Source organism: Chitinophaga oryziterrae (genome assembly GCF_009758125.1).
GTDB lineage: Bacteria > Bacteroidota > Bacteroidia > Chitinophagales > Chitinophagaceae > Chitinophaga > Chitinophaga oryziterrae.
In genome coordinates this window covers 181,552-207,787 of sequence record NZ_WRXO01000008.1, presented here as the reverse complement: position 1 = coordinate 207,787, position 26,236 = coordinate 181,552, and the positions used below count along the sequence as shown (strand labels likewise).

The following is a 26,236-nucleotide window of genomic DNA, read 5'->3' as shown; positions in this document are numbered from 1 at the left end:
AATGAGGTTTATTTTACTCATCGTACTCAGTCTGGCCATGATCCGCCCTGTAATTGCACAAACAGAATTTTGCGGTATTAACAACACCAGCTTCAGGGCTGGTGAGAACATCACCTTCAAAGTATACTACAACCTCGGAAGACTCTTCGTAGGAGCCGGTGAAGCTGTGTTCACCTGCCAGCTGGAAAAGCTGAACGGTAAAGACGTATACCACGTTACCGGTAACGGCAAAACCTTTCGCACCTACGACTGGTTCTTCAAAGTACGCGACAAGTACGAGAGCTTTATAGATACGGCCACCATGCTGCCCCTTCACTTTCTGCGCAACGTGGACGAGGGCGGCTATAAATTCTATAACAATGTTACCTTCAATGCCCCGCAGGGGACGGCTACCAGTACCAACGGTACTTTCAAAGTCCCTCCCTGTACGCAGGACGTGATCAGTGCCATCTACTATGCCCGTAATATCAATTTCGATAAATATAAACCCGGCGATAAGATTCCTTTCAACATGTTCCTGGATGATAAGGTCTACAATATCTACATCCGCTACGTCGGTAAGGAAACAGTGGAAACCAAATTTGGTAAGTTTCGTGCTATCAAATTTATGCCACTGCTGATAAAGGGTACTATGTTTGAAGGTGGAGAAAAAATGACCGTATGGGTGAGTGATGATGGTAATAAGGTGCCTCTGCGTATTGACAGCCCTATTTCCGTTGGCAGCATCAAGGTAGATATGGTGGATTATAAGAACCTGCGCTATAACTTTACCTCGCTCATTAGTAAGTAACGACCGGACTTTAGTCTTATCTTAACGTTCTATGAACAATGGACAGACTATATTTGTTTCTACATTAATACTTTAATGAATATGGAAGATCGTAAACCAAAAATATTACTGGCCGAAGATGATACCAACCTGGGTATGGTACTGAAAAATTATCTTGAACTGAATGACTACGAGGTAGAACTCTGCCGTGATGGTATCCTGGCCCTGGCCGCATTCAGAAGAGAGAAATTTGATATTTGCCTGCTGGACATTATGATGCCTAATATGGATGGTTTTAAACTGGCAGAAGAGATCCGCGACGTAGATCCTGATATTCCCCTCTTCTTCCTGTCTGCTAAAACAATGAAAGAAGATATCATTCAGGGATATAAATTAGGGGCAGATGATTACATCGCGAAACCATTCGACAGCGAATTACTGTTGCTGAAAATCAAAGCTATCCTGAAACGTAACCAGGAGCTGAACAGCAAAGAAGAAGATATCCATGAATTTAAAATAGGCAGGTACGAATTCAATGCCCGTCTGCGTACCCTGGCAAAAGAAGGCGAAACACATACACTTTCTCCCAAAGAGAACGAGTTGTTACGCATGCTCTGCGAGCACAAGAACGACCTCCTGCCGCGTGAACTGGCCCTCAAGAAAATATGGGGCAGTGATACCTATTTCAACGGACGCAGTATGGACGTATACATTGCGAAGCTGCGTAAGTATCTGAAAGAAGATACCAATATCGAGATCGTGAACATCCACGGTAACGGTTTCCGGCTCGTTGTAAAAGAATAGAACTTATTTATCATAAAGAGGCTCCTGGCGAAGAAAATTGTCAGGAGCTTTGCATTTATAGCCATGCAGATGAAACTTTTACTGATAGAAGATGAGCCATCTGTAGTATCCTTCATCCGGCGATACCTTACAGAAGCAGGATATGATGTGAGTGTGGCCCTTGACGGGCAGTCGGGGCTGGAGATGGCTACCGACAATACTTTCCAGCTGATCATCCTGGATGTGATGCTGCCGGGCATGAATGGCATTGCTGTTTGTAAACAATTGCGTAAACAGCAGAATACTACGCCTATCCTAATGCTCACCGCGCTGGGCTCTACAGAAAATGTGGTCACGGGCCTGGATAGTGGTGCGGACGATTACCTGGTAAAACCTTTCAAACAGGCTGAGTTACTGGCGCGCATACGTTCCCTGCTGAGGAGGCAACCGGAGGCTACGCCTGCGGCTGCCAGTATCTTGAAGATAGCGGACCTGGAACTTGACCTGAACACCAAAAGTGCCAGCCGATATGATGAGACGATTGCCCTTACTGCTACGGAATACCGGCTGCTGGAATATATGATGAGGAACCCACGCAGGGTATTATCCCGCATGGAAATCCTGGAGAATGTATGGGGAGTGGATTTTAATATGAATACGAAAGTTGTGGACGTATATGTAAATTACCTGCGTAAGAAGGTAAACCGCAAATCACAACCTGCACTCATCCAGACGGTAGTAGGGATGGGTTATATGCTGAAAGAAGAAGAATGAAGATCCGTTATAAGATATTGATCCTGTTTACCGTACTCACGGTGTCTATTATACTTTTAATGGCCACATTTGCCTATTTGCTCACTAACAGGCATTCCTTTGACGACTTCTACAAACGGCTGGAAATAAGGGCATATATAGCAGCCAGGGCTGCTTTTACAAAGGATAAAGCTTATTCACAGATCAGGGAAGAACACCTGGAACGCCTGCCTCACGAACGGGAATATTTCCTTAAAGCAGACAGCTCTTTAAAGATCCCGGCAGATAATAAACTATTAACATCGCCTTCATTAAAGCATCTTCCGGCTTCATTCTATCGCCAGGTACTGGCTGCTGGCAAAGCTACACACCGGTATGAAGATACTTTCTACGAAGGCGTCCGTTACGTAAATGATCAAACACCTTATATCGTGATCGTTTCCGCCCGTAACGACTACGGTTCCCAATACCTGGAAGACCTGCGTAAAGTGCTGATCTTGTGCCTTGCTATCGCGGCCGTAGGCATAGTTACTGCCGGCCTGTTCTTCTCCCGTTACATCCTGCAACCTGTCAGGCAGATCACTTCCCAGGTAAAGAACATCCGCGCACATAATCTGCACCTGCGCTTGAACGCTCCGAGCAGTGATGACGAGATGAGCGAACTGGCCCAGACATTCAACAACATGCTGGACCGCCTGGAAACCGCCTTCGAAACACAGAATAACTTCGTCAGTAATGCCTCTCATGAACTGGGAACTCCGCTCACAGCTATCATTGGAGAAGCTGAACTGGCACTTAACAAACAACGCCCGGAAGAAGAATACCGCCAGTCATTACAGGTTATCCTGCATGAAGCGGATAGATTGGAACATATCACCAGGAGCCTGTTAAACCTTGCTCAGACAGGCTTTGATGGCAAGCGCCAGCAGTTTGAAAAAATCCGTACCGATGAACTGATCTTCAGCGTAAAGAATACTATCGACCGTATCAACCCGGATAACAAAGTAGAAATAGATTATACCATGTTACCGGAAGATGAAGACAAACTCTTTATAAAAGGGAATGCCCAGTTGCTGCAACTGGCGCTGAGTAATATTGTGCAGAATGCCTGTAAGTACTCAGATAACCGTCCTGCCTATATTGCGCTGGCGGCTACAGACAAAAGCAATGTGATTATTATAAAGGATAACGGGATAGGTATCCCTGCCCAGGACCTCCCCTTTATTTATGAACCGTTTTTCCGGGCCTCTAATACCGGCCGGTATAAAGGCTATGGCATCGGACTGCCATTGGCCCGTAATATCATTCGCCTGCACGGGGGGAATATGGTCGTAAACAGCCAGCAGGACGAGGGGACAGAAATCAGGATAACTCTTCCAACTAGTACGGAATAGGGTAGTGACTCAGTTTGAATGTTATAACAGATGTTGTTGATCGATAAATACACTGTTTAGTTCCCTGATTTAGCTTTGGAATATGGGTTCAGGATTTGTATTTCAATTTGGCTTCACCTGATATTCACGTCAGATAAGGTGTATTTATCGATCAACAACATCTGGCGCGAAGATTATATAATCAAACTGACAGACTACTCAGAGCATTAAATCTAATACTGTCTTATATAACCACTGTTTCTTACCGGATTCTTACCACATTTTTACCCCTTTTTTATCCCATCCTTACGGCTTACTAACCTCGTGCCGGTAGCTTTGTGTTATAAAACAAGGCATATGAAACATGTATTGATTCCTACAGATTTTTCTATCCGGTCACTTCGTGTAATACATAGCGTTATAGAGAAGTTCGGTAATGAGAAAATTACTATCGTAATGATGCACGCACTGCGCATGCCTACATCTATTACAGACCTGATGATGCTTTCCCGCAGATCGGCCCATCAGGACCTGATCACAGAAGACTATAAAGACGCCTGTGAAATCATTAGAAATAAATATGCATCGAACATACAATTATTAAAAACGGAATTTCTGTTCGGTAATACCAGCGCTGTATTCAGGAACTTTCTGCAATATCAGAACATAGATATCATCGTATGTCCTGATACAGAAGAATTCCGGTTAGCAGGTAAAGACAGCTATAATCCGGCTGGTTTAATAAACAAAAGCAAGTACCCGGTATATCGTGTACCATTAACACCGCGTAAGGAAAAGTTCCTGGTATCCGCTATGTCAGAGCTGTTTGAGGTTTGAAGTTTATCATAAAAAACGTTGTATATGTTGCTGAAAGAAAATATTCCCTTAAAATACGTTTTCGGGAAAATAAAGTATGAGGTATTGCTGGTGGCAGTGTATACGCTTTTTATTGTACTCCTGCACAGCCAGTTTAAGCTAACAAATATGGAAATCCCATTGGCAGTGCCAATGATAATGGGAACCGTCATTTCTCTGCTGCTGGCTTTCCGCTCCAACCAGGCATATGATCGCTGGTGGGAAGCTCGTACCATCTGGGGTGCCATCGTCAATGATTCACGTTCTTTATCAAGACAAATATTATCATTTATAGATGACCAGGAAGACACCGTGCTTTTCAGAGAAAAACTGGTACGCCGTCAGATAGCCTGGTGTTACGCCTTAAGTCAGTCATTAAGAGGACTGGATGCAAAAGAAGGACTTGAAAGATTACTCTCAAAAAGAGAACTGGCTTTTGTATCTAAATATACAAGTGTGCCGATGGCATTACTGGAACTGCATGCACGTGATCTGAACTATGCATTAAAGCAGGAGTGGCTGAATGAATATCAGCAGGTGGAACTGGACAGAACACTTAGTCGTTTGTGTGATGCAATGGGCAAATGTGAAAGGATCAAGAACACGGTGTTCCCGGCTACTTACAGTCTCTACATCCATTTCTCTATGAACTTCTTTATACTGCTGTTACCTTTTGCATTGATACAGAATTTCGGTGTCCTGGCTATTCCGATGGTAGTCGCTATCTCGGCGTCCTTCCTGTTGATAGAAAAAATGGCGATCCACTTACAGGACCCGTTTGACAATAAGCCAACTGATACACCCATGACGGCTATATCAAGGAATATAGAAAGAGATCTGAAGCAAATGCTGAATGATCACCAGATACCAGAGAGCGAGGCTGTTTATAAATACTACGTAATGTAAAAAAGGAGGCTTGTTATCAGGCTGGATCGAATGGAATGGCACTGTGGAACAGTTAATAAATCTTCGTGAGGGCCCCTTGTTTGACAGGATTACTATAAACAGGGGACTCCTCCGGAGTGAGTGTTGAATCAAAGGTTGTTGTAGCGAAAAGGCTCCGTGAGGAGCCTTTTCGCTTATATAGATATCAGAATAATAATCCACCTTCTGCCCTGGGAGTCTTACCCAGATGTTTATATGCTTTCTCTGTCACCTCTCTTCCCCTGGGGGTACGTTTAATAAACCCTTCCTGTATCAGGAAAGGCTCATATACTTCTTCGATCGTACCGGATTCTTCTCCTACCGCAGTCGCAATAGTAGTGATCCCTACAGGGCCGCCTTTAAAGTTTTCTATAATAGTCAGGAGGATACGGTTATCCATCTCATCCAGCCCATACTCATCTACGTTCAGCGCTTTGAGGCTGTATTGAGCGATATCAAGGTCTATCACCCCATTGCCTATGACCTGTGCAAAATCACGTACACGGCGTAACAGTCCATTCGCAATACGTGGAGTCCCTCGGGAACGCCGTGCAATCTCCATTGCAGCATCCGAAGTGATCTTGGTTTGCAGTAAACCTGCCGCACGCCAGATGATCTTCTGTAATGTAGCAGAGTTATAATATTCCAGTCTGGATTTAATCCCAAAGCGGGAGAGGAGAGGGGCTGTCAGCAGCCCGGAACGGGTAGTAGCCCCTATGAGTGTAAAAGGATGTAAAGTGATCTGTATAGACCTGGCGCTCGGACCCGTATCGATCATTATATCGATACGATAGTCTTCCATGGCAGAATACAGGTATTCTTCCACCACATTGCTCAGGCGGTGTATTTCATCAATGAACAGCACATCTCTTTCTTCCAGGTTGGTGAGCAATCCTGCCAGGTCACCCGGTTTTTCGATTACCGGTCCTGACGTTTCACGGATGTTCACCCCCATTTCTGTAGATACTATACGGGAAAGCGTGGTTTTACCCAAACCCGGAGGGCCGTGGAACAGAATATGGTCCAGCGCTTCTCCGCGCAGCTTGGCCGCCTTGATAAATATCTTCAGGTTATCAATGATCTGGTCCTGCCCGGAGAAATCAACGATTTCTTTCGGCCGTATGCTGTTCTCAAACTCCTTTTCTGCCGCACCCGGGCGGTTTTCTTCTGGTCTTAGCGGATTAGACATATCAGGGCGAAAGTTACCAAAAATATGGCTGTCTGAGTAGGTCTGTTAAACAATGTTTCATATATTGTATAGGACGGTTAACCGCTAAGAACTCCATTATGAAAAAACGATACATCCTGATAAATGTCCTGTGTTTTTTTTCCATGTACGCCACTGCACAGGATATCAAACAAAAAGAAGTGACAAGAATCATTTCAACGTTAGCCGCCGATGATATGCAGGGAAGGAAAACATTCACTCCCGGGGCTGAAAAAGCAGCCACTTTCATAGAACAGGAATTCGCCAAAGCAAAACTGCAACCCTTTCCGGGGAATAAAGGCTTCCGTCAGGTATTCTTCCATTACGAAGTAAAACCAGGTATGCAGCAGCTCTGGCTGAACGGACATACACAAGCGGCAGGCGACAGGGTACTTGTTCTCGGCGCAGCTTCCCATCTGGAATGGAACCAGGACAGTCCCCTGGAAAGTATACGGGTAAAGTCCGGTGATAACTTTTACGAACAGCTGGAAAAACTGCTGCGTGGAGCGAAACGTAACACCATTGTATGGGTAGACTCTGCACATAGCAAAGAATTCACCAGCTATAATCATGGGATACAGGAGACTGGCAGACACCTGACAGACAGTGGGAAAACGGTAGTCATGATACTGAAAACAGCCGCAGACAGCGCTATTCAAACGTGGGCCATAAAAGCAGATCAACAGGTAACTCCGCTGGCCCTGTTTAACATAGTAGGCATGATCCGTGGCACTACCAGACCGGAAGAATACGTCATCTTCTCTGCACATTATGATCACCTGGGCATCCAGGTGCCGGAAGCCGGAGATAGCATTGCCAATGGTGCAGATGATGATGCCAGCGGGGTTACTGCCGTCATTTCCATGGCGAACCATTATAAGAAACAGCCAGCGCCGGCCCGTACTATATTGTTCATTGCATTTACCGGGGAAGAGATCGGTGAATATGGATCGCACTATTATGCCGCACATGGAGATCCTGCTCCTGAGAAGATAATAGCCATGTTCAATATAGACATGCTGGGGAAGGTCTCTAAATTCGGGAAGAACAGTATTTTTATCACTGGTTACGAACGTTCAGACTTCGGGGATATCCTCAATCGTAATGTAAAAAAAACTCCTTTTCATGTGTACCCCGATCCTTATCCGGACCAGCATCTCTTCTATCGCGCGGATAACGCCGCGTTGGCAAAACTGGGCGTACCTGCGCATACGATCTCTACTGCCCGTATAGATACGGATACATTGTATCACAACGTAAGGGACGAGGTGAGAACACTTGATCTAGCTAATCTCACCAATGTAATAAAGGGCATCATTACCAGTGCGCGCAGCATCATAAACGGAACAGATACCCCTAAACGTGTGGATAAGAAGAAGGTGTGATCATCTGTAATATCAGATCAGGGTCCGGGCAATTTGATAAATACTTTTCTCTTTTACTGTACTGGCATACGCCGGGATAATCGCCCTGCAGCCCTTCCATATCTATGATCAGCTGGAAGTGTAAATGAGGTGGCCAGTGACCGTTTTCTTCAACATTCCCAAATTGTGCGATCTGTTGTCCGGCCACTACTTTCTGCCCATCCTGTAAATCTTTTAAATCAGCTAAAGAGAGATGTCCGTATAAAGTATGAAAAGTGAATCCTTCCAGGTGATGCCGGAGAATGATGGTAGCCCCGTAATCACCATGCTGGTCATTAAAACGGAAGCTGTGAATTTCTCCATTTAAAGGTGCAAATACAGGCGTACCTGCTTCTCCCCATATATCTATGCCCAGGTGGAGACGACGCGGTTCTTCTCCCGTATCAAAATGTGCACTGCGGGCATATATAGTGCGATGTTCCGCATATCCTCCAACTCCAAAACGGCAGTGATGATGTGCTAACTCTTCAGATACATAATCCGAGAATAACCGTACATCATCCAGGATCTCCGGCGTAAGCGCGGTATTGGCAGCTGTGAAGTCCATCGGAAGCAGCTTATCCTGCAAAGGATTATACAATACTACTGGCTGAAAGGGCTGGTGCCGCTGTAACAGGTGACTAAGCATAAGTTTTTAAAATGAGAATGATCAGTTACGAAGGTCGCAACTGATCATTCAGGTACAATCTTTATAGAAATTTAGATCACAATATTGATCATTCTTCCTTTCACTATTACCATCTTCTTCAATGGTTTTCCTTCCATCCACTTCTGTACAGTTTCATTTGCCAGCACTGTTTCTTCAATCGCGGTATTCTCAACATCCAATGCAAAGCTAAGTTCTGTACGGGTTTTACCATTTACTGCTATCGGATAATTGAACGCGCTTTCCTTCACATATTTCTCTTCAAATACAGGATAAGGAGCATCCAGTATGCTGGAAGTATTACCCAGTAAATGCCAGAGTTCTTCACTCAGGTGAGGAGCATAAGGCGTTAACAGGACCAGTAAAGGTTCCAGTATACTGCGTTTGTTACTCTTCAGTGTACTCAGTTCATTTACACAGATCATGAACTGGCTCACGGCTGTATTGTAAGAGAAATGCTCAGTATCTGCATCTATCTTCTGAATAGTTTTATGTAGTACTTTCAGCTCTTCCGGAGTAGCCGGGGCATCTTTCACGATCAATCCTTTCTGCTCATCAGCATACAATCTCCAGAGTTTTTTCAGGAAGCGGTGAACCCCTTCAATGCCTTTGGTCTCCCATGGTTTGGATTGTTCTACCGGGCCAAGGAACATCTCGTACATACGGAAAGTATCAGCGCCGTATTTCTCTACAACATCATTTGGATTAACGGTATTGAATAAACGCTTACTCATTTTCTCCAGCTGTGTACCACACAGGTATTTGCCGTTTTCCAGTACAAACTCTGCGTTGTTGTAATCAGGTTTCCAATTCCTGAATGCTTCAATATCCAGCTCTACACCATCTACAATGTTTACGTCCACGTGTAATGCATCTGTTTCGTACTGTTCTTTCAGTCCATGGGAAACAAACGTATTCGTACCACGTATACGATATACCAGGCGGGAACTTCCGCCTATCATCCCCTGGTTGATCAGTTTTTTATAAGGCTCATCAAAACCAATCTCACCAAGGTCATACAGCGCTTTCGTCCACATACGGGAATACAGCAGGTGTCCTACCGCATGTTCTGTACCACCTACATACACATCCACCTGGTTCCAGTAGTCGGTAGCGCTGCGGTCTGCAAATGTGGTCGTATTATGAGGATCTGCATAACGGAGGAAGTACCAGCTACTGCCTGCATAACCGGGCATGGTATTCGTTTCACGTTTAGTATCCGCATCGATATTTACCCAGTCAGTAATGTTGGCCAGTGGCCCTTCGCCTTCTTCTCCCGGTTTATAATTTTCCACATGTGGCAATGTTACCGGTAGGTCTTTGTCTTCCAGTGCATAGGGAATCCCGTTCTTGTACACAATAGGGAAGGGCTCTCCCCAGTAACGCTGACGGCTGAATCCGGAATCTCTCATCTTATAATTGATCTGGCGTTTGCCAATGCCCATGCTTTCTATCTTATCTGCAGCAATATCCATTGCAGCCTTCATGTTCACGCCATTGAGGAAGTCGCTGTGCTGTAAGATAGCATCCTTGGTAGGATTGGCTTCTTCACCGGTAAAGGCATCGCCTATGATATTGGTGATAGGAATATTGAAGTGTCTGGCAAAAAGGAAATCTCGCTGATCACCACAAGGCACCGCCATAATAGCACCGGTACCATAACCTGCCAATACGTATTCAGATATCCAGACAGGAATGAGTTTGCCATTAAAAGGGTTTACAGCGTATGCGCCGGTAAAGGCTCCTGTGATGGATTTTACTTCGGCCATACGTTCTCTTTCGGAACGGCTTTGTACATAATCCAGGTATTTCTCGATATCCTCTTTTTTGTCCGGGGTAGTAATTTTCGCCACTAACTCATGCTCAGGCGCAACCACCATAAAGTCAACACCAAAAATGGTATCGGGGCGGGTAGTATATACCGTCACAACGTTATCCGTGTTGCCATCAATTTTAAAAGTAATCTCAGCTCCCTGGCTCTTACCGATCCAGTTGCGCTGCATTTCCTTCATGGCTTCGCTGTAGGCAACTGTTTCCAGTCCTTCCAGCAGGCGGTTCGCATATTCAGTGATACGCAGGAACCACTGACGCATTTTCTTTTTGACCACGGGATGACCACCACGTTCACTCACACCATTCACTACTTCATCGTTGGCCAGTACGGTACCCAGAGCAGCGCACCAGTTTACTTCTGCATAAGCCAGGAAGGCCAGGCGGTAATGCATCAGTATTTCCCTTTGCTGTGCTTCACTGTATTGTTTCCATTCAGCTGCAGTAAAGGATATGGTACGGTCGCCGGGGCATTCATGACCCGCATTACCATTACTTTCAAAAAGGGCGATCAGTTTATCTATTCCTACGGCTTTTTGCAGGGACCGGTCGAACCAGCTGTTAAACAGCTTTAAGAAAATGGATTGCGTCCATTTATAATAATTCGGATCGCTGGTATTGATTTCGCGTTCCCAGTCGAAGCTAAAGCCGATATTATCCAATTGTTTACGGAAAAAGGCGGTATTCTGTGCGGTAGTCACCGCAGGATGTTGTCCTGTTTCCAGTGCATATTGTTCTGCCGGCAGGCCAAAGGCATCCCATCCCATAGGATGTAGTACATTAAAGCCTTTCAGTCTTTTATAGCGGGCATAGATATCCGATGAGATATATCCCAGCGGATGGCCTACGTGCAGGCCTGTTCCCGAGGGGTAGGGGAACATGTCCAGTACATAACATTTAGGTTTGGGGCTGTTGTTGCTTACCCGGTAAGCGTGGGTCTTTACCCAGTGTTCCTGCCATTTTTTCTCAATAGCCCTGAAATTATATTCCATATTTCTGATTATCTGACTAACTTAAAATAACGTTAAAGGATGACAAAAGTAAACATAACTGCTAATTTTTGTTATTTTCGCCTGTAAACGGTAGATTAATGGCGCAGCAACCCGGTAAATCATCATCAAAAAAATCCAAACCTTCCTATTTATATTCCATTATTGGAGTAGCGCTGGTGTTATTCCTGTTAGGGATTCTTGGATTGATAGTGATACATGCCAATAAACTAAGTGAGTTTTTTAAGGAAAGCATTGAAATACAGGTGATTTTAAGGGATAATGTAAAGGAAGACCAGGCAATTGCCCTGAAAGACTCCATTGCCCGCAGACCGTATATCAAATCGATCGAGTACGTTTCCAAAGATATGGCGGCCCAACGCTTTAAAAAGGAATTCGGGGAAGATTTCATCAATCTCTTACAATACAATCCGCTATACGCCAGTATCAATATTAAGGGTAATGCGCGTTATGTGAACCCGGACAGCCTTAAAATTATTGAAGCTAACCTTACACAGCAAAGCATTGTAAGGGAGATTTCCTACCAGCGGGTACTGGTAAGCAAACTGAATGAAAATGTAAGAAAGATAGGGCTGGTGATACTGGGCGTAAGTTTACTCCTGGCCCTGGTCGTGATCTTCCTGATAGATAATACGATCCGTCTGGCTATGTTCAGCAACCGTTTCCTCATCAAAACCATGCAGATGGTAGGGGCTACACGCTGGTTCATTGCCAAACCATTCGATATCCGCAGTATTATTAACGGCGCCCTGAGCGCCATACTGGCTATTGCGGGTTTAGTGGGCATTTTATATTTTGCAGACCAGCTGTTGCCTGAGCTTGGCAGCATGCGTGACTACTTCATGATTACGGTATTATTCCTGGGAATGATCCTCATCGGTATCTGTATATCGCTGGTAAGTACCCACCGTTCTGTTATGAAGTACCTGCGTCTGAAACTCGACGATCTCTATTGATAATTTCAACATACTATGAGTAAAGAAACCAAACAAATCGAAAAAACAGTGATAGACAGTAATCCTGTTTTCGCAAAAGATAACTATAAGATCATGATAGCGGGACTGGTAATCACTGTGATCGGTTTCCTGTTAATGATGGGTGGTTATACTGATGATCCTAATCATTTTAAACCCGAAGAAGTGTACAGCTTCCGCCGTATTACCGTTGCTCCTACAGTGATAGTACTCGGTTTGCTCGTAGAGATTTACGCGATCATGCGTAAGCCTAAGAAAGCATAGACCTGCAGCTATTAAATAATTCTGGCGATGAACGTTCATCGCTTTTTTTTTGATAAACAAGAAAGATGTCATGGGCACACTGGATGCTATCATTATTGCAATTATTGAAGGACTGACCGAATTCCTGCCTATCTCTTCTACCGGGCATATGATTATCACCAGTGCATTGCTGGGAATTAACAAAGACGAATTCACCAAGTTGTTTGAAGTATGTATCCAGTTAGGTGCTATCCTGGCTGTAGTTGTATTATACTGGAAAAAGTTCCTTGTATTTGATAAGAACAGGCTGAACTTTTACATCAAGCTATTCCTGGCCGTGCTCCCGGCGCTTATCATCGGTTTCCTGCTGGCAGACAAGATCGATGCTTTACTGGAAAAACCTTATGTTGTTGGTATCACGTTGTTATTGGGCGGTATCGTCCTGCTTTTTGTAGACAACTGGTTCACCAAACCCCAGATAGATCATGATGAGCAAATTAGCTATTTCAAGGCCATCCGTATCGGTTTCTGGCAATGTATTGCCATGATCCCGGGAGTAAGCCGCAGCGCCGCCACTATCATTGGTGGTATGCAGCAAAAGCTGACCCGCAATGTAGCTGCTGAGTTTTCCTTCTTCCTGGCTGTACCTACCATGGCCGCTGCCACAGGCTATAAACTGCTGAAAGAACGCGAACTGCTGATCTCTCATCCTGAGAATATCAGGTTATTACTGATAGGAAATGTGGTGGCTTTCATCGTAGCCATGATCGCTATCAAATTCTTTATTACTACATTAAAAAAATATGGCTTCAGAGCATGGGGCTATTACCGTATCATAGTAGGGATTGCCATCCTGGTAGCTATTGGTATGGGATATAAACTGTCTGTTTAGGAAACAATTGATTTAATTTTTTGAGTTATAAGCGATCCGGTAACAGAAAGTTACCGGATCGCTATTTATTTTCGACCTATATTTTGAATATGAGAATTATTCTACTGTTTCAGGCAATACTCTTTTTTGCTTCTGATCTTTCTGCACAACGTAATTATGTGCCCGCTGTTATTACTACGCTGCAAGGCGACTCTCTCAGGGGATTTGTAGACTACCGTAACTGGAATACTTATCCATCAGAGATCCGGTTTAAAAGAAGCCTGGCAGATGTGAACGACCAGCATTTCGGCCCTGGAGAAATTAAAGGTTTTCGCCTCGCTGAACCTGATGCGACCTATATCAGCTACCAGATTAAAATGGATATTACCCGGCAGGATGCGCAGGTATTAGACAGAGTTATTGAGCGTGAAATACAGGATACCCTTGTTTTCCTGAAGGTATTAACTACTACAGGTAACTATAATCTGTACACTTATAAAGATAAACATGTAAGGGACCATTACCTCTATGATATTTCCGGTAAACCTGAAACGATGACAGAGCTGGAATATGTAAAGGCATATGTTTCCAATAGTGCCGGTAATGGAATTTTTGAAAATAAAGCCTACCAGAAGCAGCTGATTGAATTGTTTAAGGATTGTTCTTCAATAACAAAACAAGCATCGCACGTATCATACAGTGAAATAGACCTCCTCAATCTTTTCCTGGCTTATGATGATTGTAAACATCCTTCAGACAAACCTTTTGTAAAGAAGAAGGAGATAAACAGGTTTGTGTTTGGGGTAATGGCCGGTTTTTCTGCTAACAGCTATAATTTTACAGGAGAAAGTTATTCCTCTTTCAAAGGAGCCACTTATAGTTCTTCCTCCAGTCCTTTAATTGGCGGTTTCATGGATATCCTTCTGGGGCGTAAGAGGAGAGTATTTGCGCTGCATAATGAGTTATTCTATAAAGAGGTAAAAACAAGTGCCAATGGGAACGAGGGAGCCACATTTAAAATAGGTTTTTCTTATTTGCAGCTAAGTACAATGATCCGGTATACTTATCCTAAAGGGATTATAAGGCCGTTTGTAAATGCAGGAATAGCTAACTCATTTGTGATATCAACAAAGGATAATATACGAAACAGACCGTCATTAGGAATTACAGATGAGGCTATTGAAGAACCACGTAAGCATGAACAATCCATCCTTGCGGGAGCAGGTGTATTTGTGTACAGGTTCAGTATTGAAGGAAGATATGCGACCAGTAATGGATTCTCTCCTTATGCAACTAATAGCACTAAAGTTAATTCCATACAGCTGATTGCAGGATACCGCTTTTAAAGCGTTATCCTTTCACCGCCAGTAACAACTCCAGATCTGTATATTTCAGTTTGAACTTTTCGCTCAGGTGGTAATTGGTGAGAGCGCCTTTGTAAAGATAAATACCGTTGCGTACGCCGCGCTTTATCCATACCAGGTTCTCGAACCCGCCATCATCTGCGGCTTCCAGCAACAGTGGCATCAGTACATTACTGATAGCCTGTGAGGCAGTACGGGCAAATCCTGATGGAATATTAGGTACGCAGTAATGTACCACATCGTATTTCTTGAATACGGGATTTTCATGACTGGTAATCTCCGATGTTTCAAAGCATCCTCCACGGTCTATACTTACATCTACAATTACAGCGCCGGCTTTCATATTGCTGACCATAGACTCTGTAACAATAATGGGAGTACGTCCGCTTTGGGAAGAGAGTGCACCAACTGCCACATCAGCATTACGCAATTGTTCTCCCAGTACTTTAGGTTGTATGACAGACGTGAATAAGCGTACGCCTATATTATTCTGTAAGCGCTTCAGCTTATAAATATTATTATCAAATACTTTTACGGAAGATCCCAGTGCCAGGGCAGTGCGGGCAGCAAATTCACCTACGATACCTGCACCTATGATCACTACTTTGGTAGGAGGGATACCAGTGATACCTCCTAACAGGATGCCCTTTCCTTTATTACCATTGCTGAGGTATTGTCCTGCCAGCAGCATCACTGCTCCACCGGCAATTTCACTCATCGCACGTACAATAGGGTAGGTGCCTGCATCATCTTTCAGGTTCTCGAAAGAAAGAAGGGTGATACGTTTCTCCATCATCTTCTGTACCTGTTCTGCTTTCAGTGCAGCCAGGTGAATAGGGGAGATGACGATCTGGTGAGGGCGTAGCAACTCAATTTCCTCATCGCTCAGCGGAGCCGATTTTACAATGATTTCCGCCTTGAATACTTCCTTCTTATCATACAGGATCTCTGCACCGGCTTCTGAAAAGTCGGTATCGTAGAAGTGAGAACCGTCGCCGGCCTTATGTTCTACTACGATATGATGCCCATTATTAGCCAGTACACCAACAGCATCGGGAGTCAACGCGATGCGGTTCTCCTGGAAGGAGGTTTCTTTTGGTATGCCTATAAATAAACGGGAGTTTTTTTGAGGAATATCCAGCGTTTCTTCCAACGGTGAATATGTAAAGCCAGCACTCACAACAGGTTTTTGCCTTTGCTCCATATTAGTATCAAGATTGATCCGGGTGATTATTACCTTATCACCAAAGATACAATATTTGTTCACAGCAATTATCCGGCACGTAAAAGCCTTTTTTTGTCCGGTAAAACGGTTAACTGCAGCCGGACCGTGTCTGGTGGCAGTAAAGAAGCGATGATATCCGGCCATTCTATAAAGCAGATTGCCCCGGGCTGGTAAATTGTATCCTCTACACCGGCAGCAATAGCCTCTTCCTCATCCCGCAGACGGTACAGGTCCAGGTGGAAAATGGGCTGCTGATCGGCAGAGATATATTGGTTGATGATAGAAAAAGTAGGACTGGCAGTAGCATCTGCTACTCCTTTAACGGCGCACAGGGCCTTCACTAAAGTGGTTTTACCCGCTCCCATAGCCCCTTCCAGTGTAAATACATGTTGTTCCCTGTAATATTGCCAGAAACTGAGGGCAGTCGCCGGCAATTCTTCTTCAGAAAAGATCCATTCCATAGCGTAAATTTAAATAATGCATTGCTACTCCGTTGCATTAATATTTTATTCACATAAAAGGAGGTAGGGTAACTTTGTTAGGGTATGGAAACGATTAGCTGGAAAGTAAAAGGCATGCATTGCACCAACTGTGCGCTCACGGTATCCAAATACCTTGAACAGAAAGGCATGCAGGATGTAAATGTGAACTTTGCCACAGATGATCTGAGCTTTATATTACCGGAAGGACATGCTGTGAATGAGGTGCTGACAGGCATTGGTCAGATGGGTTACCAGGTAATATTACCGGATCAGCCGGTATCCAAAACTGCCTTTCTCAATACATTAGCATTCAAATTCATTTTTTGCGCAATATTTACAGCGCCTTTACTCCTGCATATGTGGGTACAATGGGCCTGGCTGCACAACCCGCTTGTTCAGCTGGCACTGTCCACACCGGTATACCTGCTGGGGCTGTGGCATTTCGGGTGTAGTGCCTGGCGCTCACTGGTAAATAAAATGGCCAATATGGACGTGCTGATCACCCTGGGTGCTACCGCTGCCTATGGGTACAGCCTTACAGGTACTATCCTGCACCTGGGTCATGATTATATGTTCTACGAAACAGCGGCAGCGATCATCACCCTGGTATTCCTGGGTAATCTGCTGGAAGAGCGTTCTGTCAAACAAACCACTACTGCCATCACTGCGCTGGCTAAGATGCAGGTAACGACTGCCCGCCTCATAGAGACCCATGGCGACCATGAACATATCCATGAAGTGAATAACCAGGTCCTGAAACCGGGCGACCGTGTACTGGTGAACACCGGGGATAAAATCCCGATGGACGGTACGATCTACTGGGGTAGCGGACATATCAATGAGGCGATGATCACCGGTGAGAGTGAACCGGTTGCCAAAAGGGAAAAAGACAAAGCCATCGGCGGAACGATCATGGAAGATGGCAGTATCAAAATGTTTATCACCGCTACAGGGAAAGATACCGTTCTCTCTTATATTATAGACCTCGTAAAACAGGCACAGTCGCACAAACCGGCTATGCAGAAACTGGCTGATCGTATCAGCGCCATCTTTGTCCCACTGGTATTGGGTATCGCTATATTTACCTTCCTGGGCTGGTTCATTTTTGGACATGTAACAGCACGCGAATCCATCATGCGCAGTATTGCCGTGCTGGTGATTGCCTGTCCCTGTGCAATGGGATTAGCAACTCCTGCTGCTGTAATGGTGGGGTTAGGGCGCGCTGCCCGCAATGGTATCCTGATAAAAGGGGCTAATACATTAGAAGCATTCAAACACATTAAATATGTGGTGCTGGATAAAACCGGAACCCTTACTACCGGCAAATTAAAGCTGAGTAAATATTATTTTAAAGGGATGACGGAGCAGGAGTTTAAATCCGTTATCTACAGTCTGGAGAAGTATTCCTCACATCCTATCGCCCGTTCCCTTACAACTATCTGGAAAGGGGAAGGAGAATTTCCTTTGCAGCAGGTAAGGGAGATAAAAGCGAAGGGGATGCAGGCAAATGATAAACAGGGGAATGAATGGCAGTTAGGCTCTTTTATCATGGCACAGCAGGCTACCCAGGATGATAGTCATAACATTTATCTGTTGAAAAACGGGCAACTGGCAGGATGGATAGACTTCATCGATGAACTGCGCCCGGATGCAGCGGCGATGGTAATTCAGTTAAAAAAGCGTGGCATTACTCCTGTTCTGTTGAGCGGAGATACAGAACGCAAATGCCGGGAGATAGCTGATTTGGCTGGTATCACGGAAGTATTCGCCGGACAGACACCGGAACAGAAACTGCAGAAGATAGATGCCCTGATGAAAGAAGCGCCTGTAGCAATGGTGGGAGATGGCATCAACGATGCGCCTGCACTGGCAAGGGCCAGCATCGGCATCTCTTTAAGTGATGCCACCCATGTGGCTATGCAGAGCGCCAATGTGATCCTGCTGAGTAACCATTTATCTTCTTTACCACTGGCACTAGGGCTGGGCCGGCATACCTATATGACCATCAAACAGAACCTCTTCTGGGCGTTCATTTATAATATAGTGGCTATTCCTTTTGCAGCTTTCGGGGTATTAAGCCCTATTTCAGGAGCAGGTGTGATGGCACTTTCAGATATAGTGCTGGCAGTGAACTCTGTAAGGCTGAGATATAAAAAAGTGATCTGACCTGCGTCCGCTGCTTTTCACTACTTTTGCAGTTGCACTTTATTATGTCTACCCCCGCTGATATACTTCAAAAATACTGGGGCTATGCCCACTTCCGGCCATTGCAGGAAGATATTGTCCAGTCCATTTTAAAGGGGCAGGATACACTCGCTTTAATGCCAACAGGTGGGGGGAAATCCGTTTGCTTTCAGGTGCCTGCATTAATGAGAAAAGGAGTATGCCTGGTGGTTACCCCGTTGATCGCCTTAATGAAAGACCAGGTAGCCAACCTGCAAAAGCGTAACATCCCTGCCGCTGCTATCTATGCCGGTATGTACTATCAGGATGTAGAACGTCTGCTGGAAGATGCCCGCAGGGGACTTTTCAAATTCCTTTACGTATCACCGGAGCGTTTACAAAGCAAGCGTTTCCTGGAATATTGCGATGGTATGCCGCTGAACCTGATAGCCGTAGATGAAGCGCACTGTATCTCTCAATGGGGGTATGATTTCCGTCCGGCATATCTGGAAATCGCCGCTATCCGTGAATACTTCCCGGGTATACCGGTACTGGCATTAACCGCATCTGCCACGCCTAAAGTCCAGAAAGACATCTGCGACAGGCTGCTGATGAAAACACCACAGATCTTTACGAAGAGCTTTGCCCGTTCCAACCTTTCCTACAGCGTTATGCAGGAAGAAGAGAAACAGGTAAAACTTGCATATATACTGGGAAGGGTGACCGGCAGCGCAATCATATACTGCCGCAGTCGTAAAAGATGCCGGGAAATCGCTGACCAGCTGGAATTACAGGGTGTTTCCGCCAGTTATTACCACGCGGGTTTAACAGGAGATGAACGTAGTGCCAGGCAGGAATTATGGTTAAAGAACCATATCAGGGTGATGGTCTGTACTAACGCCTTTGGTATGGGAATAGATAAACCGGATGTAAGAGTCGTGATCCACTACGATGCCCCGGACAGCCTGGAAGCATATTACCAGGAAGCGGGAAGGGCCGGGAGAGATGAACAGAAAGCATACGCTGTACTTCTCTACAATACAGAGGAACTGGATCATATGGTTGATAATATCGCCCTCTCATTCCCTGAACTATCAAAGATCAAAGAAGTCTTCCAGTGCCTTGTAAACTATTTACAGGTAGCAGTTGGCAGTGCGGAAGGAGTATACTTTGATTTTGATATCAACGATTTTGCACGTCGCTTTGAGTTAAATATCACCATGACTTACAGCGCGCTGCGGATCCTGGAACAGGAAGGGGTATTACAATTAAGCGAAAGCGTATTCCTGCCTTCCATGGTAGAATTCGTTACCAATAAAGAAACACTCTACGCATTTGAAGATGCACAACCTGCGCTTGAGCCTTTGATAAAAAGACTCTTACGTACGTACGAAGGTATCTTCGACAATCCTGTTCCTGTCTACGAGAAACAACTGGCGCGCCTGTTACGGCTCACAGAAGAACAGATCGTCAAGGGACTGATACAACTGCACCAGCGTGGAATTATACACTATCGCCAACGCAAGAACGAACCGCAACTTTGTTTTGTAGAGGACAGGGTATCCGCAGACCGTTTGTATGTAGATACGGCCCGTATCCGGGAACGTATGAAAACCTACAAGGAAAGACTGGATGCGCTGTTAAACTACATCAACAATAAAAGTATCTGTCGCACACAGGTGATAGCTACTTACTTTGGAGAAAAGGACGCTACGGAATGCGGTGTCTGTGATATCTGTTTACAAAAGAAAGTAAAGCCTCTTAGCAGTCAGGATTTTAAACAGCTCTCCACAGAACTGTTATTGCAACTGCAACCGGAACCTGAAGAATGGAACCTGCTATATCAGCGCTTATCCCATATAAAGGAAGACAGACTAAAAGAAGTGATCCAGTTTCTGATTGCCGAAGGCAAAGCAGGAAGAGATGAAGATGGGAAAGTATATCTGGTTTTATAATTAAGGCTCCGTTATGAGCCCCGTGTTTATAGAAATCCTATTAAACAATTTAATCTGACTCCCTTAGGAATTCCCTAAAATTGCTAATAACAGGGGACTCCTAACGGAGTCCGGGCCTGGTATTCCTACAAACACGGAGCTCCTGACGGAGCGGGTCGAAGAGATTATTTCTTAAAAGGAATGACCCTCCCTGATTTACTACTTTCAAACGCTGTTTCAATAATCTTTATCACGTTCAATCCATCTGAAGGCAGTACCGGGTTTGGCGTACCTTTCGTCAGGGCATTATACACATCATCGTAAAAATCAAGGTAGTTGCCTTTAGGTGTAGGCAGATACTGCTTTATTACCTGACCGTCTTTCTCTGTATGCAGCAACCCCCATTCACCAATCGCTTCCACACCCCATCCGGGAGCACCGGGCATCAATCCCTGTTGCAGCATTGTCTCCTGCATATCCGCTTTGGTCTTGATAAAGGAGCCTTTACGTCCGTGGAACTGGTAAGAAGGCAATGGCTCTCTTACAATGTAATTGCTTTTTAAACGCACACGTAAATTAGCGTAGAACAATACCAGTTCAAAGTAATCATCCACTAAAGAATCTTTACGGATAATACGGATATCTGCCCATACAGATTCCGGCAAACCAAATAACATCAGCGCCTGGTCCACCAGGTGAGAACCCAGGTCATACAAGGCACCTGTACCAGGTAAAGCAGCCTCTTTATGTTTCTTATAACTCAGCTCTTCACGATAACGATCATAGTGGATCTCAGCTTCTAATACCTCTCCAAGATCGCCGCTTTGAATTACCTGTTTCACTATTTTAAAATCACCATCATAGCGGCGGTTATGATAAACAGTTAATAACAGGTTTTTGGAAGCAGCTAATTCAATTAACTCCTGTCCTTCGCTGTTATGTACCGTGAATGGCTTTTCGACAATCACATTCTTACCCGCATTCAACGCCGCTTTCGTGTAATCATAATGCGTGTAGTTAGGTGTGTTCACAATGATGAGATCAAGTGAAGCATCCTGCAACATTTCTTCCACACTGGCATATACTTTTACATCAGGATAACGTTCCTGTGCAGTATGTTTACTTCTTTCCACTACCGCAGAAAACGAAAATCCCGGATGCACATGAATAAAAGGTGCATGAAAAATACTGCCGGACATGCCATAGGAACAAATCCCTGCTTTGATAATCTTATCCATAAATAATGTATTTGAATATTAAAACCAGCTGCTTTTTTTACTGCTTCTTCCACCAAGTCCTAATGCACCTAACAAACTACGTGTAATCATGTTCGCCGCAGTGCGTCCTACCTGTTTAGCAACAGGACTACTCAGCACTTCTTCCAGCATGCTCTTCTCCTGTTTACCGGCTTTAGGCGCAGGGGCAGCAGCAGCAGTCTTTTCCGCAGCTTCATTCAGTTTGGCATTTAAGATCTCATAAGCACTTTCGTTATCAATCTCCTGGTTATATTTCTTCACCATTTTAGATGAATTTACGATGTTATCCATTTCTTCTGCAGAAAGAATATCCATACGTGAACGTGGAGATACCAGCATTGTCGCTGCCAGTGGTGTAGGTACTCCTTTCTCATTCAGACAGGTTATCAGTGCTTCGCCGATACCTATCTGTGTAAGCAGATCATCTGTTTTATAAAAATCAGACAGGGGATAATTTTCCGCCGTCTGCTTAATAGTTTTACGGTCATTCGCAGTAAATGCACGCAGCGCATGCTGTACTTTAAGACCTAACTGTCCTAATACCGCCGGAGGTACATCCATCGGGTTTTGTGTACAGAAGAATATCCCGACTCCTTTGGAGCGGATCAGTTTTATAATCGTTTCTATCTGTTGTAAAAGTGCAGAACTGGCTTCCTGGAAAATAAGATGTGCTTCATCTATAAACAATACCAGCTTAGGTTTATCGAGATCTCCTTCTTCAGGTAAAGTGGCATATAACTCAGCCAGCAGGCTTAACATGAAAGTGGAGAATAACTTAGGACGGTCCTGTAAATCCGCTACACGCACAATAGAGATCATACCACGACCATCATCGCTGATACGCAGCAGATCTTCCACCTGGAAAGATGTTTCACCGAAAAAGAGATCAGCACCCTGTTGCTCTAATCCTATCACTTTACGCAGAATAGTACCTGCAGATGTAGTAGAGATTTTACCGTACTCTTTTTCAATCTCAGTTTTACCTTCGTCACTAACGAACTGTAATACTTTCTTGAAATCCTTAAGATCGAGGAGGGGGAGTTTATTATCATCACAATACTTGAAGATCATGGATACCAGGCCTTCCTGGGTATCATTTAATTCAAGTATTTTAGAAAGAAGGATTGGACCGAACTCACTAACTGTTGCGCGTAAACGGGCTCCTTTTTCTTTACTGAGGGAGAATAATTCAACAGGGTAAGCGGAGGGTGTCCAGCTGCCGCCTATCTTCTGATAGCGTTCATCTATTTTGGCATTGGAAACACCTGCAGCAGCTATCCCGCTGAGGTCCCCTTTAATATCCATGAGTAATACGGGAACACTGGCATCGCTGAGGCCTTCCGCTATTACCTGTAATGTTTTGGTTTTACCTGTACCGGTAGCGCCGGCAATCAATCCATGACGGTTTAATGTCTTTAACGGAAGAACGATGTCCGCACCACTTATAACCTCGCCATCCAGCATGGCACATCCCAGTTTAAAATGCTCTCCTTTAAAAGTATAGCCATTCTGAATACTCTCCAGGAATGCTTCTTTTGTTGCCATGATGCTAATTTTTTATGAAGATAAAAAATTAATCATAGATCTTCTTCCCGTTCCAGCATCAGGATAGCGCCCTGTGGTACTATAAAGTATTTTTCGCCCTGGTACATGACTTCTGTAGACCCGCTCACCAGGAATATAGCCAGATCCCCTTCTTTCGCCTGCAGAGGCACGTATTTTACCTTTTCTTCCTCTTGTTTCCAGGATTCAGTCTCTTCAGAAGGTACGGGAATAGCATATCCCGGTCCTGCTTTGATAATATATCCCTGCTGGATCTTTTCCCTCTCCTGCAGTCCGGGAGGCAGATAGAGGCCACTATCCGTACGCTCATTGGGCGTAGTGGGTTTTATCAGTACACGGTCTCCGACGACGATCAGCTTCTTCAATTTATTATCTTGTGTTAAGTGTATTGCCATGCCGGGGGTAGTGCAAAATGTGTGCAGCACAGCCTTGTAATGACATTATGGCACTATTATATTTCAGATAGTTTAAACAGGTCTCCTGCCCGGATGCCCTTTTCAGTCACCTGTAAGGTGCAACATTCTATCAGCGGATCATGTTCCAGGAACAGCACATAGTTATTGTCTGCCGCTTCCTGGAAAAAGCGCTTTTTCTCGCCTAAAGTGGTCAGGGGGAACATATCATACGCCATTACATATGGGATCGGTATATGCCCTGTACTGGGCAAAAGATCGGCCATATACAGGATGGTCCTGTCTTTGTAGCGCAGTTGCGGCAGCATCATGGCATCCGTATGCCCATGTACAAAACGCACCTGGAAATTTGGGCAGAAGGCGATATTTTCCCGTTGCTCAATGAACTTCAACTGACCGCTTTCCTGTATTGGCAGGATATTTTCCTTTAAAAAGGAGGCCTTTTCCCGGTCATTAGGCTGGGTAGCCCATTGCCAGTGTTGCGGATTGCTCCAGTAGGTAGCATTTTTGAAGGCAGGCACCAGTTTGTCACCTTCACGGATAATGCTGCCTCCGCAATGATCAAAATGGAGATGTGTTAAGAATACATCTGTAATATCATCCCGGTGAAAACCATGTTTAGCCAGGGAGCTATCCAGGGTAGCATCCCCATGCAGGTAATAATGCCGGAAGAATTTTTCATCCTGTTTATTGCCGATGCCGTTATCCACCAGGATTAACTTATTGCCATCTTCTATGAGCAGGCAACGCATGGCCCAGGTACACATATTGTTCTCATCTGCCGGGTTCAGTTTTTGCCAGATGCTTTTGGGAACTACGCCATACATAGCCCCGCCATCTAATTTAAAAAAGCCCGTATCAATTGTGTATAGTTTCATTTTTCAGTGTTGCATTTTTTTTGAAAGCAAACAGCAGGCATATCAGTCCAAGGATGAAGAAAGCGGTCAGTGCCAGCACTGAGTTACGCATGCTTCCCGTTTGTTCATGAATAAACCCGAACGTACTCATGCCTATTACAATGGAGATCTTCTCCGTTACATCATAATAACTAAAGAACGAAGCAGTATCTTTTGTTTCCGGCATCAGTTTGGCGTAAGTAGAACGGCTGAGAGACTGTACCCCACCCATTACCAGACCTACTCCTGCTGCCAGTACATAAAACTCGTTGGCCGTTGTAACACGGTAACCAGCGATGCAGATCCCTATCCATAGAATAACAACAGCAATCAGCACTGGTAAGTTGCCGAATTTATCAGATAAACGTGCAATTCCCCATGCACCAAGCACACCCACAAGTTGTATGACCACCACGGTGACAATGAGCAGCGTGGCAGATAAGTGTAGTTCATCGCTGCCAAAAATGGTAGCCGCCATCATCACAGTCTGTACACCCATGCTATAGAAGAAGAAACCCCTCAGGTACATTTTTAACACCGGCATTTGTTTCACCTGAGCGTATACTTTACGCAGCTCAGAGAAGCCTTCTGTTAAGGCGCTGCCCTTGTGCTGTTCAACAGCCGGAACAGAGGCCGGCAGGCGGAAGAAAGTGATCTGTGCAAATCCTATCCACCATACGCCTACCAATAAAAAGGTAATCAGTACAGCCTGTCCGTCACTGATACCAAATGGTTTTACAACCACCAGCGCAAAGCCGATTAGTTGCATTAACACACTTCCTATATAACCAAGGGAGAAGCCCCTGGCACTCACACGGTCACGGTCTTCAAGGGTGGCTATTTCGGGGAGATAGGAGTTATAGAATACAAGTCCTCCGCAATAACCCAGCGTAGCCAGGATGAAAAAGATCACTCCGAATTCTACGTTTGCGCCATTAAAAAAATACAGGGCGCTACAACTGATCCCACCCAGCCAGGTGAACATCATCAGGTATCTTTTCTTATTCCCTCTTGTATCTGCAATAGAAGATAAGATAGGAGAGAAGATTGCCGCAACAAGGAACGCAGCAGCCATGGCATAGTCATACAATGCTGAGCTTACAAAGAATTTTCCGAAGAAGGGAATACGTTCGCTGTTGAAATGAGCTTTGGTAGAACTGAGGAAATAAATAGGGAAAAAAGTGGTGGTGATAACAAGATTGTATACTGAGTTAGCCCAGTCATACATAGCCCAACCATTAATTACTTTTTTGCTGGCAGTTTGCATATGCATCTTTA

Annotated in this window: 23 protein-coding genes; 13 read left to right on the top strand and 10 right to left on the bottom strand. The window is 44.7% G+C overall.

Annotation, left to right across the window (positions count from 1 at the left end):
• Window position 1 precedes the first annotated feature (1 nt).
• The 6 genes from GO495_RS23865 to GO495_RS23840 all read left to right on the top strand — a co-directional run bounded on the left by GO495_RS23865 (window position 2) and on the right by GO495_RS23840 (window position 5,439).
• Window positions 2-790 (top strand): DUF3108 domain-containing protein, encoded by a 789-nt coding sequence (locus tag GO495_RS23865; RefSeq protein ID WP_157302453.1) that lies wholly within the window; start codon window positions 2-4, stop codon window positions 788-790.
• Window positions 791-871: 81 nt separating this feature from the next.
• Window positions 872-1,573, top strand: a complete 702-nt coding sequence (locus tag GO495_RS23860) for a response regulator transcription factor (RefSeq protein WP_157302451.1) — start codon at window positions 872-874, stop codon at window positions 1,571-1,573.
• A 69-nt stretch (window positions 1,574-1,642) separates the two neighbouring features.
• The gene (locus GO495_RS23855; RefSeq protein ID WP_157302449.1) at window positions 1,643-2,326 is read left to right on the top strand and encodes a response regulator transcription factor; all 684 of its coding nucleotides are present in this window, start codon (window positions 1,643-1,645) and stop codon (window positions 2,324-2,326) included.
• The gene (locus GO495_RS23850) at window positions 2,323-3,699 is read left to right on the top strand and encodes a sensor histidine kinase (RefSeq protein ID WP_157302447.1); all 1,377 of its coding nucleotides are present in this window, start codon (window positions 2,323-2,325) and stop codon (window positions 3,697-3,699) included. Before GO495_RS23855 ends, GO495_RS23850 begins: the two co-directional genes overlap by 4 nt.
• Window positions 3,700-4,035: 336 nt before the next feature.
• On the top strand, window positions 4,036-4,515 hold the full coding sequence (locus tag GO495_RS23845) for a hypothetical protein (protein ID WP_157302446.1): 480 nt from the start codon (window positions 4,036-4,038) through the stop codon (window positions 4,513-4,515).
• A 24-nt stretch (window positions 4,516-4,539) separates the two neighbouring features.
• Complete coding sequence (locus GO495_RS23840) at window positions 4,540-5,439, top strand: bestrophin family protein (protein ID WP_157302444.1); 900 nt, start codon at window positions 4,540-4,542, stop codon at window positions 5,437-5,439.
• A gap of 184 nt (window positions 5,440-5,623) precedes the next feature.
• Here the strand turns inward: GO495_RS23840 and ruvB are convergent, their stop codons facing one another.
• Window positions 5,624-6,646: a Holliday junction branch migration DNA helicase RuvB gene (gene ruvB, locus GO495_RS23835; RefSeq protein WP_157302442.1), complete on the bottom strand. Its 1,023-nt coding sequence runs from the start codon at window positions 6,644-6,646 to the stop codon at window positions 5,624-5,626.
• A gap of 98 nt (window positions 6,647-6,744) precedes the next feature.
• On the opposite strand from ruvB, the gene GO495_RS23830 reads away from it, so the two are divergent.
• Window positions 6,745-8,049 (top strand): M20/M25/M40 family metallo-hydrolase, encoded by a 1,305-nt coding sequence (locus GO495_RS23830; protein WP_157302440.1) that lies wholly within the window; start codon window positions 6,745-6,747, stop codon window positions 8,047-8,049.
• On the opposite strand, the gene GO495_RS23825 is transcribed toward GO495_RS23830, so the two are convergent.
• Together GO495_RS23825 and leuS are read right to left on the bottom strand one after the other, a co-directional pair.
• On the bottom strand, window positions 8,021-8,716 hold the full coding sequence (locus GO495_RS23825; protein ID WP_157302438.1) for a peptidoglycan DD-metalloendopeptidase family protein: 696 nt from the start codon (window positions 8,714-8,716) through the stop codon (window positions 8,021-8,023). The genes GO495_RS23830 and GO495_RS23825 overlap by 29 nt on opposite strands.
• Window positions 8,717-8,787: 71 nt before the next feature.
• Window positions 8,788-11,556 (bottom strand): leucine--tRNA ligase, encoded by a 2,769-nt coding sequence (gene leuS, locus GO495_RS23820; RefSeq protein ID WP_157302436.1) that lies wholly within the window; start codon window positions 11,554-11,556, stop codon window positions 8,788-8,790.
• A gap of 98 nt (window positions 11,557-11,654) precedes the next feature.
• Between leuS and GO495_RS23815 the strand changes: the two genes are divergently transcribed.
• The 4 genes from GO495_RS23815 (at window position 11,655) to GO495_RS23800 (ending at window position 15,008) form a co-directional block, all read left to right on the top strand.
• Window positions 11,655-12,530 carry a cell division protein FtsX gene (locus tag GO495_RS23815; protein WP_157302434.1) on the top strand — a complete coding sequence of 292 codons (876 nt, stop codon included), beginning with the start codon at window positions 11,655-11,657 and terminating at the stop codon, window positions 12,528-12,530.
• A gap of 15 nt (window positions 12,531-12,545) precedes the next feature.
• The gene (locus GO495_RS23810) at window positions 12,546-12,812 is read left to right on the top strand and encodes a DUF3098 domain-containing protein (protein ID WP_157302432.1); all 267 of its coding nucleotides are present in this window, start codon (window positions 12,546-12,548) and stop codon (window positions 12,810-12,812) included.
• A 70-nt stretch (window positions 12,813-12,882) separates the two neighbouring features.
• On the top strand, window positions 12,883-13,683 hold the full coding sequence (locus GO495_RS23805; RefSeq protein ID WP_157302431.1) for an undecaprenyl-diphosphate phosphatase: 801 nt from the start codon (window positions 12,883-12,885) through the stop codon (window positions 13,681-13,683).
• An 89-nt stretch (window positions 13,684-13,772) separates the two neighbouring features.
• The gene (locus GO495_RS23800; RefSeq protein WP_157302429.1) at window positions 13,773-15,008 is read left to right on the top strand and encodes a porin family protein; all 1,236 of its coding nucleotides are present in this window, start codon (window positions 13,773-13,775) and stop codon (window positions 15,006-15,008) included.
• Window positions 15,009-15,012: 4 nt separating this feature from the next.
• Here the strand turns inward: GO495_RS23800 and GO495_RS23795 are convergent, their stop codons facing one another.
• Window positions 15,013-16,230: an alanine dehydrogenase gene (locus GO495_RS23795; protein WP_157302427.1), complete on the bottom strand. Its 1,218-nt coding sequence runs from the start codon at window positions 16,228-16,230 to the stop codon at window positions 15,013-15,015.
• Between the two features lie 68 nt (window positions 16,231-16,298).
• Window positions 16,299-16,712 (bottom strand): tRNA (adenosine(37)-N6)-threonylcarbamoyltransferase complex ATPase subunit type 1 TsaE, encoded by a 414-nt coding sequence (gene tsaE / locus GO495_RS23790; protein ID WP_157302425.1) that lies wholly within the window; start codon window positions 16,710-16,712, stop codon window positions 16,299-16,301.
• Between the two features lie 84 nt (window positions 16,713-16,796).
• On the opposite strand from tsaE, the gene GO495_RS23785 reads away from it, so the two are divergent.
• Both GO495_RS23785 and GO495_RS23780 read left to right on the top strand, forming a co-directional pair.
• The gene (locus GO495_RS23785; protein ID WP_157302423.1) at window positions 16,797-18,899 is read left to right on the top strand and encodes a heavy metal translocating P-type ATPase; all 2,103 of its coding nucleotides are present in this window, start codon (window positions 16,797-16,799) and stop codon (window positions 18,897-18,899) included.
• Window positions 18,900-18,943: 44 nt separating this feature from the next.
• Window positions 18,944-20,851, top strand: a complete 1,908-nt coding sequence (locus GO495_RS23780; protein ID WP_157302421.1) for a RecQ family ATP-dependent DNA helicase — start codon at window positions 18,944-18,946, stop codon at window positions 20,849-20,851.
• 164 nt (window positions 20,852-21,015) lie between these two features.
• Here the strand turns inward: GO495_RS23780 and GO495_RS23775 are convergent, their stop codons facing one another.
• From GO495_RS23775 to GO495_RS23755, 5 genes are read right to left on the bottom strand one after another with little or no spacing between them, the layout of a single operon-like run.
• Entirely contained in the window at window positions 21,016-22,068 is a 1,053-nt protein-coding gene (locus tag GO495_RS23775) for a Gfo/Idh/MocA family oxidoreductase (protein ID WP_157302419.1), read from the bottom strand.
• An 18-nt stretch (window positions 22,069-22,086) separates the two neighbouring features.
• The gene (locus GO495_RS23770) at window positions 22,087-23,631 is read right to left on the bottom strand and encodes a helicase HerA-like domain-containing protein (RefSeq protein WP_157302417.1); all 1,545 of its coding nucleotides are present in this window, start codon (window positions 23,629-23,631) and stop codon (window positions 22,087-22,089) included.
• Window positions 23,632-23,663: 32 nt separating this feature from the next.
• Window positions 23,664-24,044, bottom strand: coding sequence for a co-chaperone GroES (locus GO495_RS23765; protein ID WP_157302415.1), 381 nt, complete (start codon window positions 24,042-24,044; stop codon window positions 23,664-23,666).
• A 56-nt stretch (window positions 24,045-24,100) separates the two neighbouring features.
• Window positions 24,101-24,940, bottom strand: a complete 840-nt coding sequence (locus GO495_RS23760; protein ID WP_157302412.1) for an MBL fold metallo-hydrolase — start codon at window positions 24,938-24,940, stop codon at window positions 24,101-24,103.
• Complete coding sequence (locus GO495_RS23755; RefSeq protein WP_157302410.1) at window positions 24,921-26,225, bottom strand: MFS transporter; 1,305 nt, start codon at window positions 26,223-26,225, stop codon at window positions 24,921-24,923. The genes GO495_RS23760 and GO495_RS23755 overlap by 20 nt, the downstream gene beginning before the upstream one ends.
• Between the last annotated feature and the right edge of the window lie 11 nt (window positions 26,226-26,236).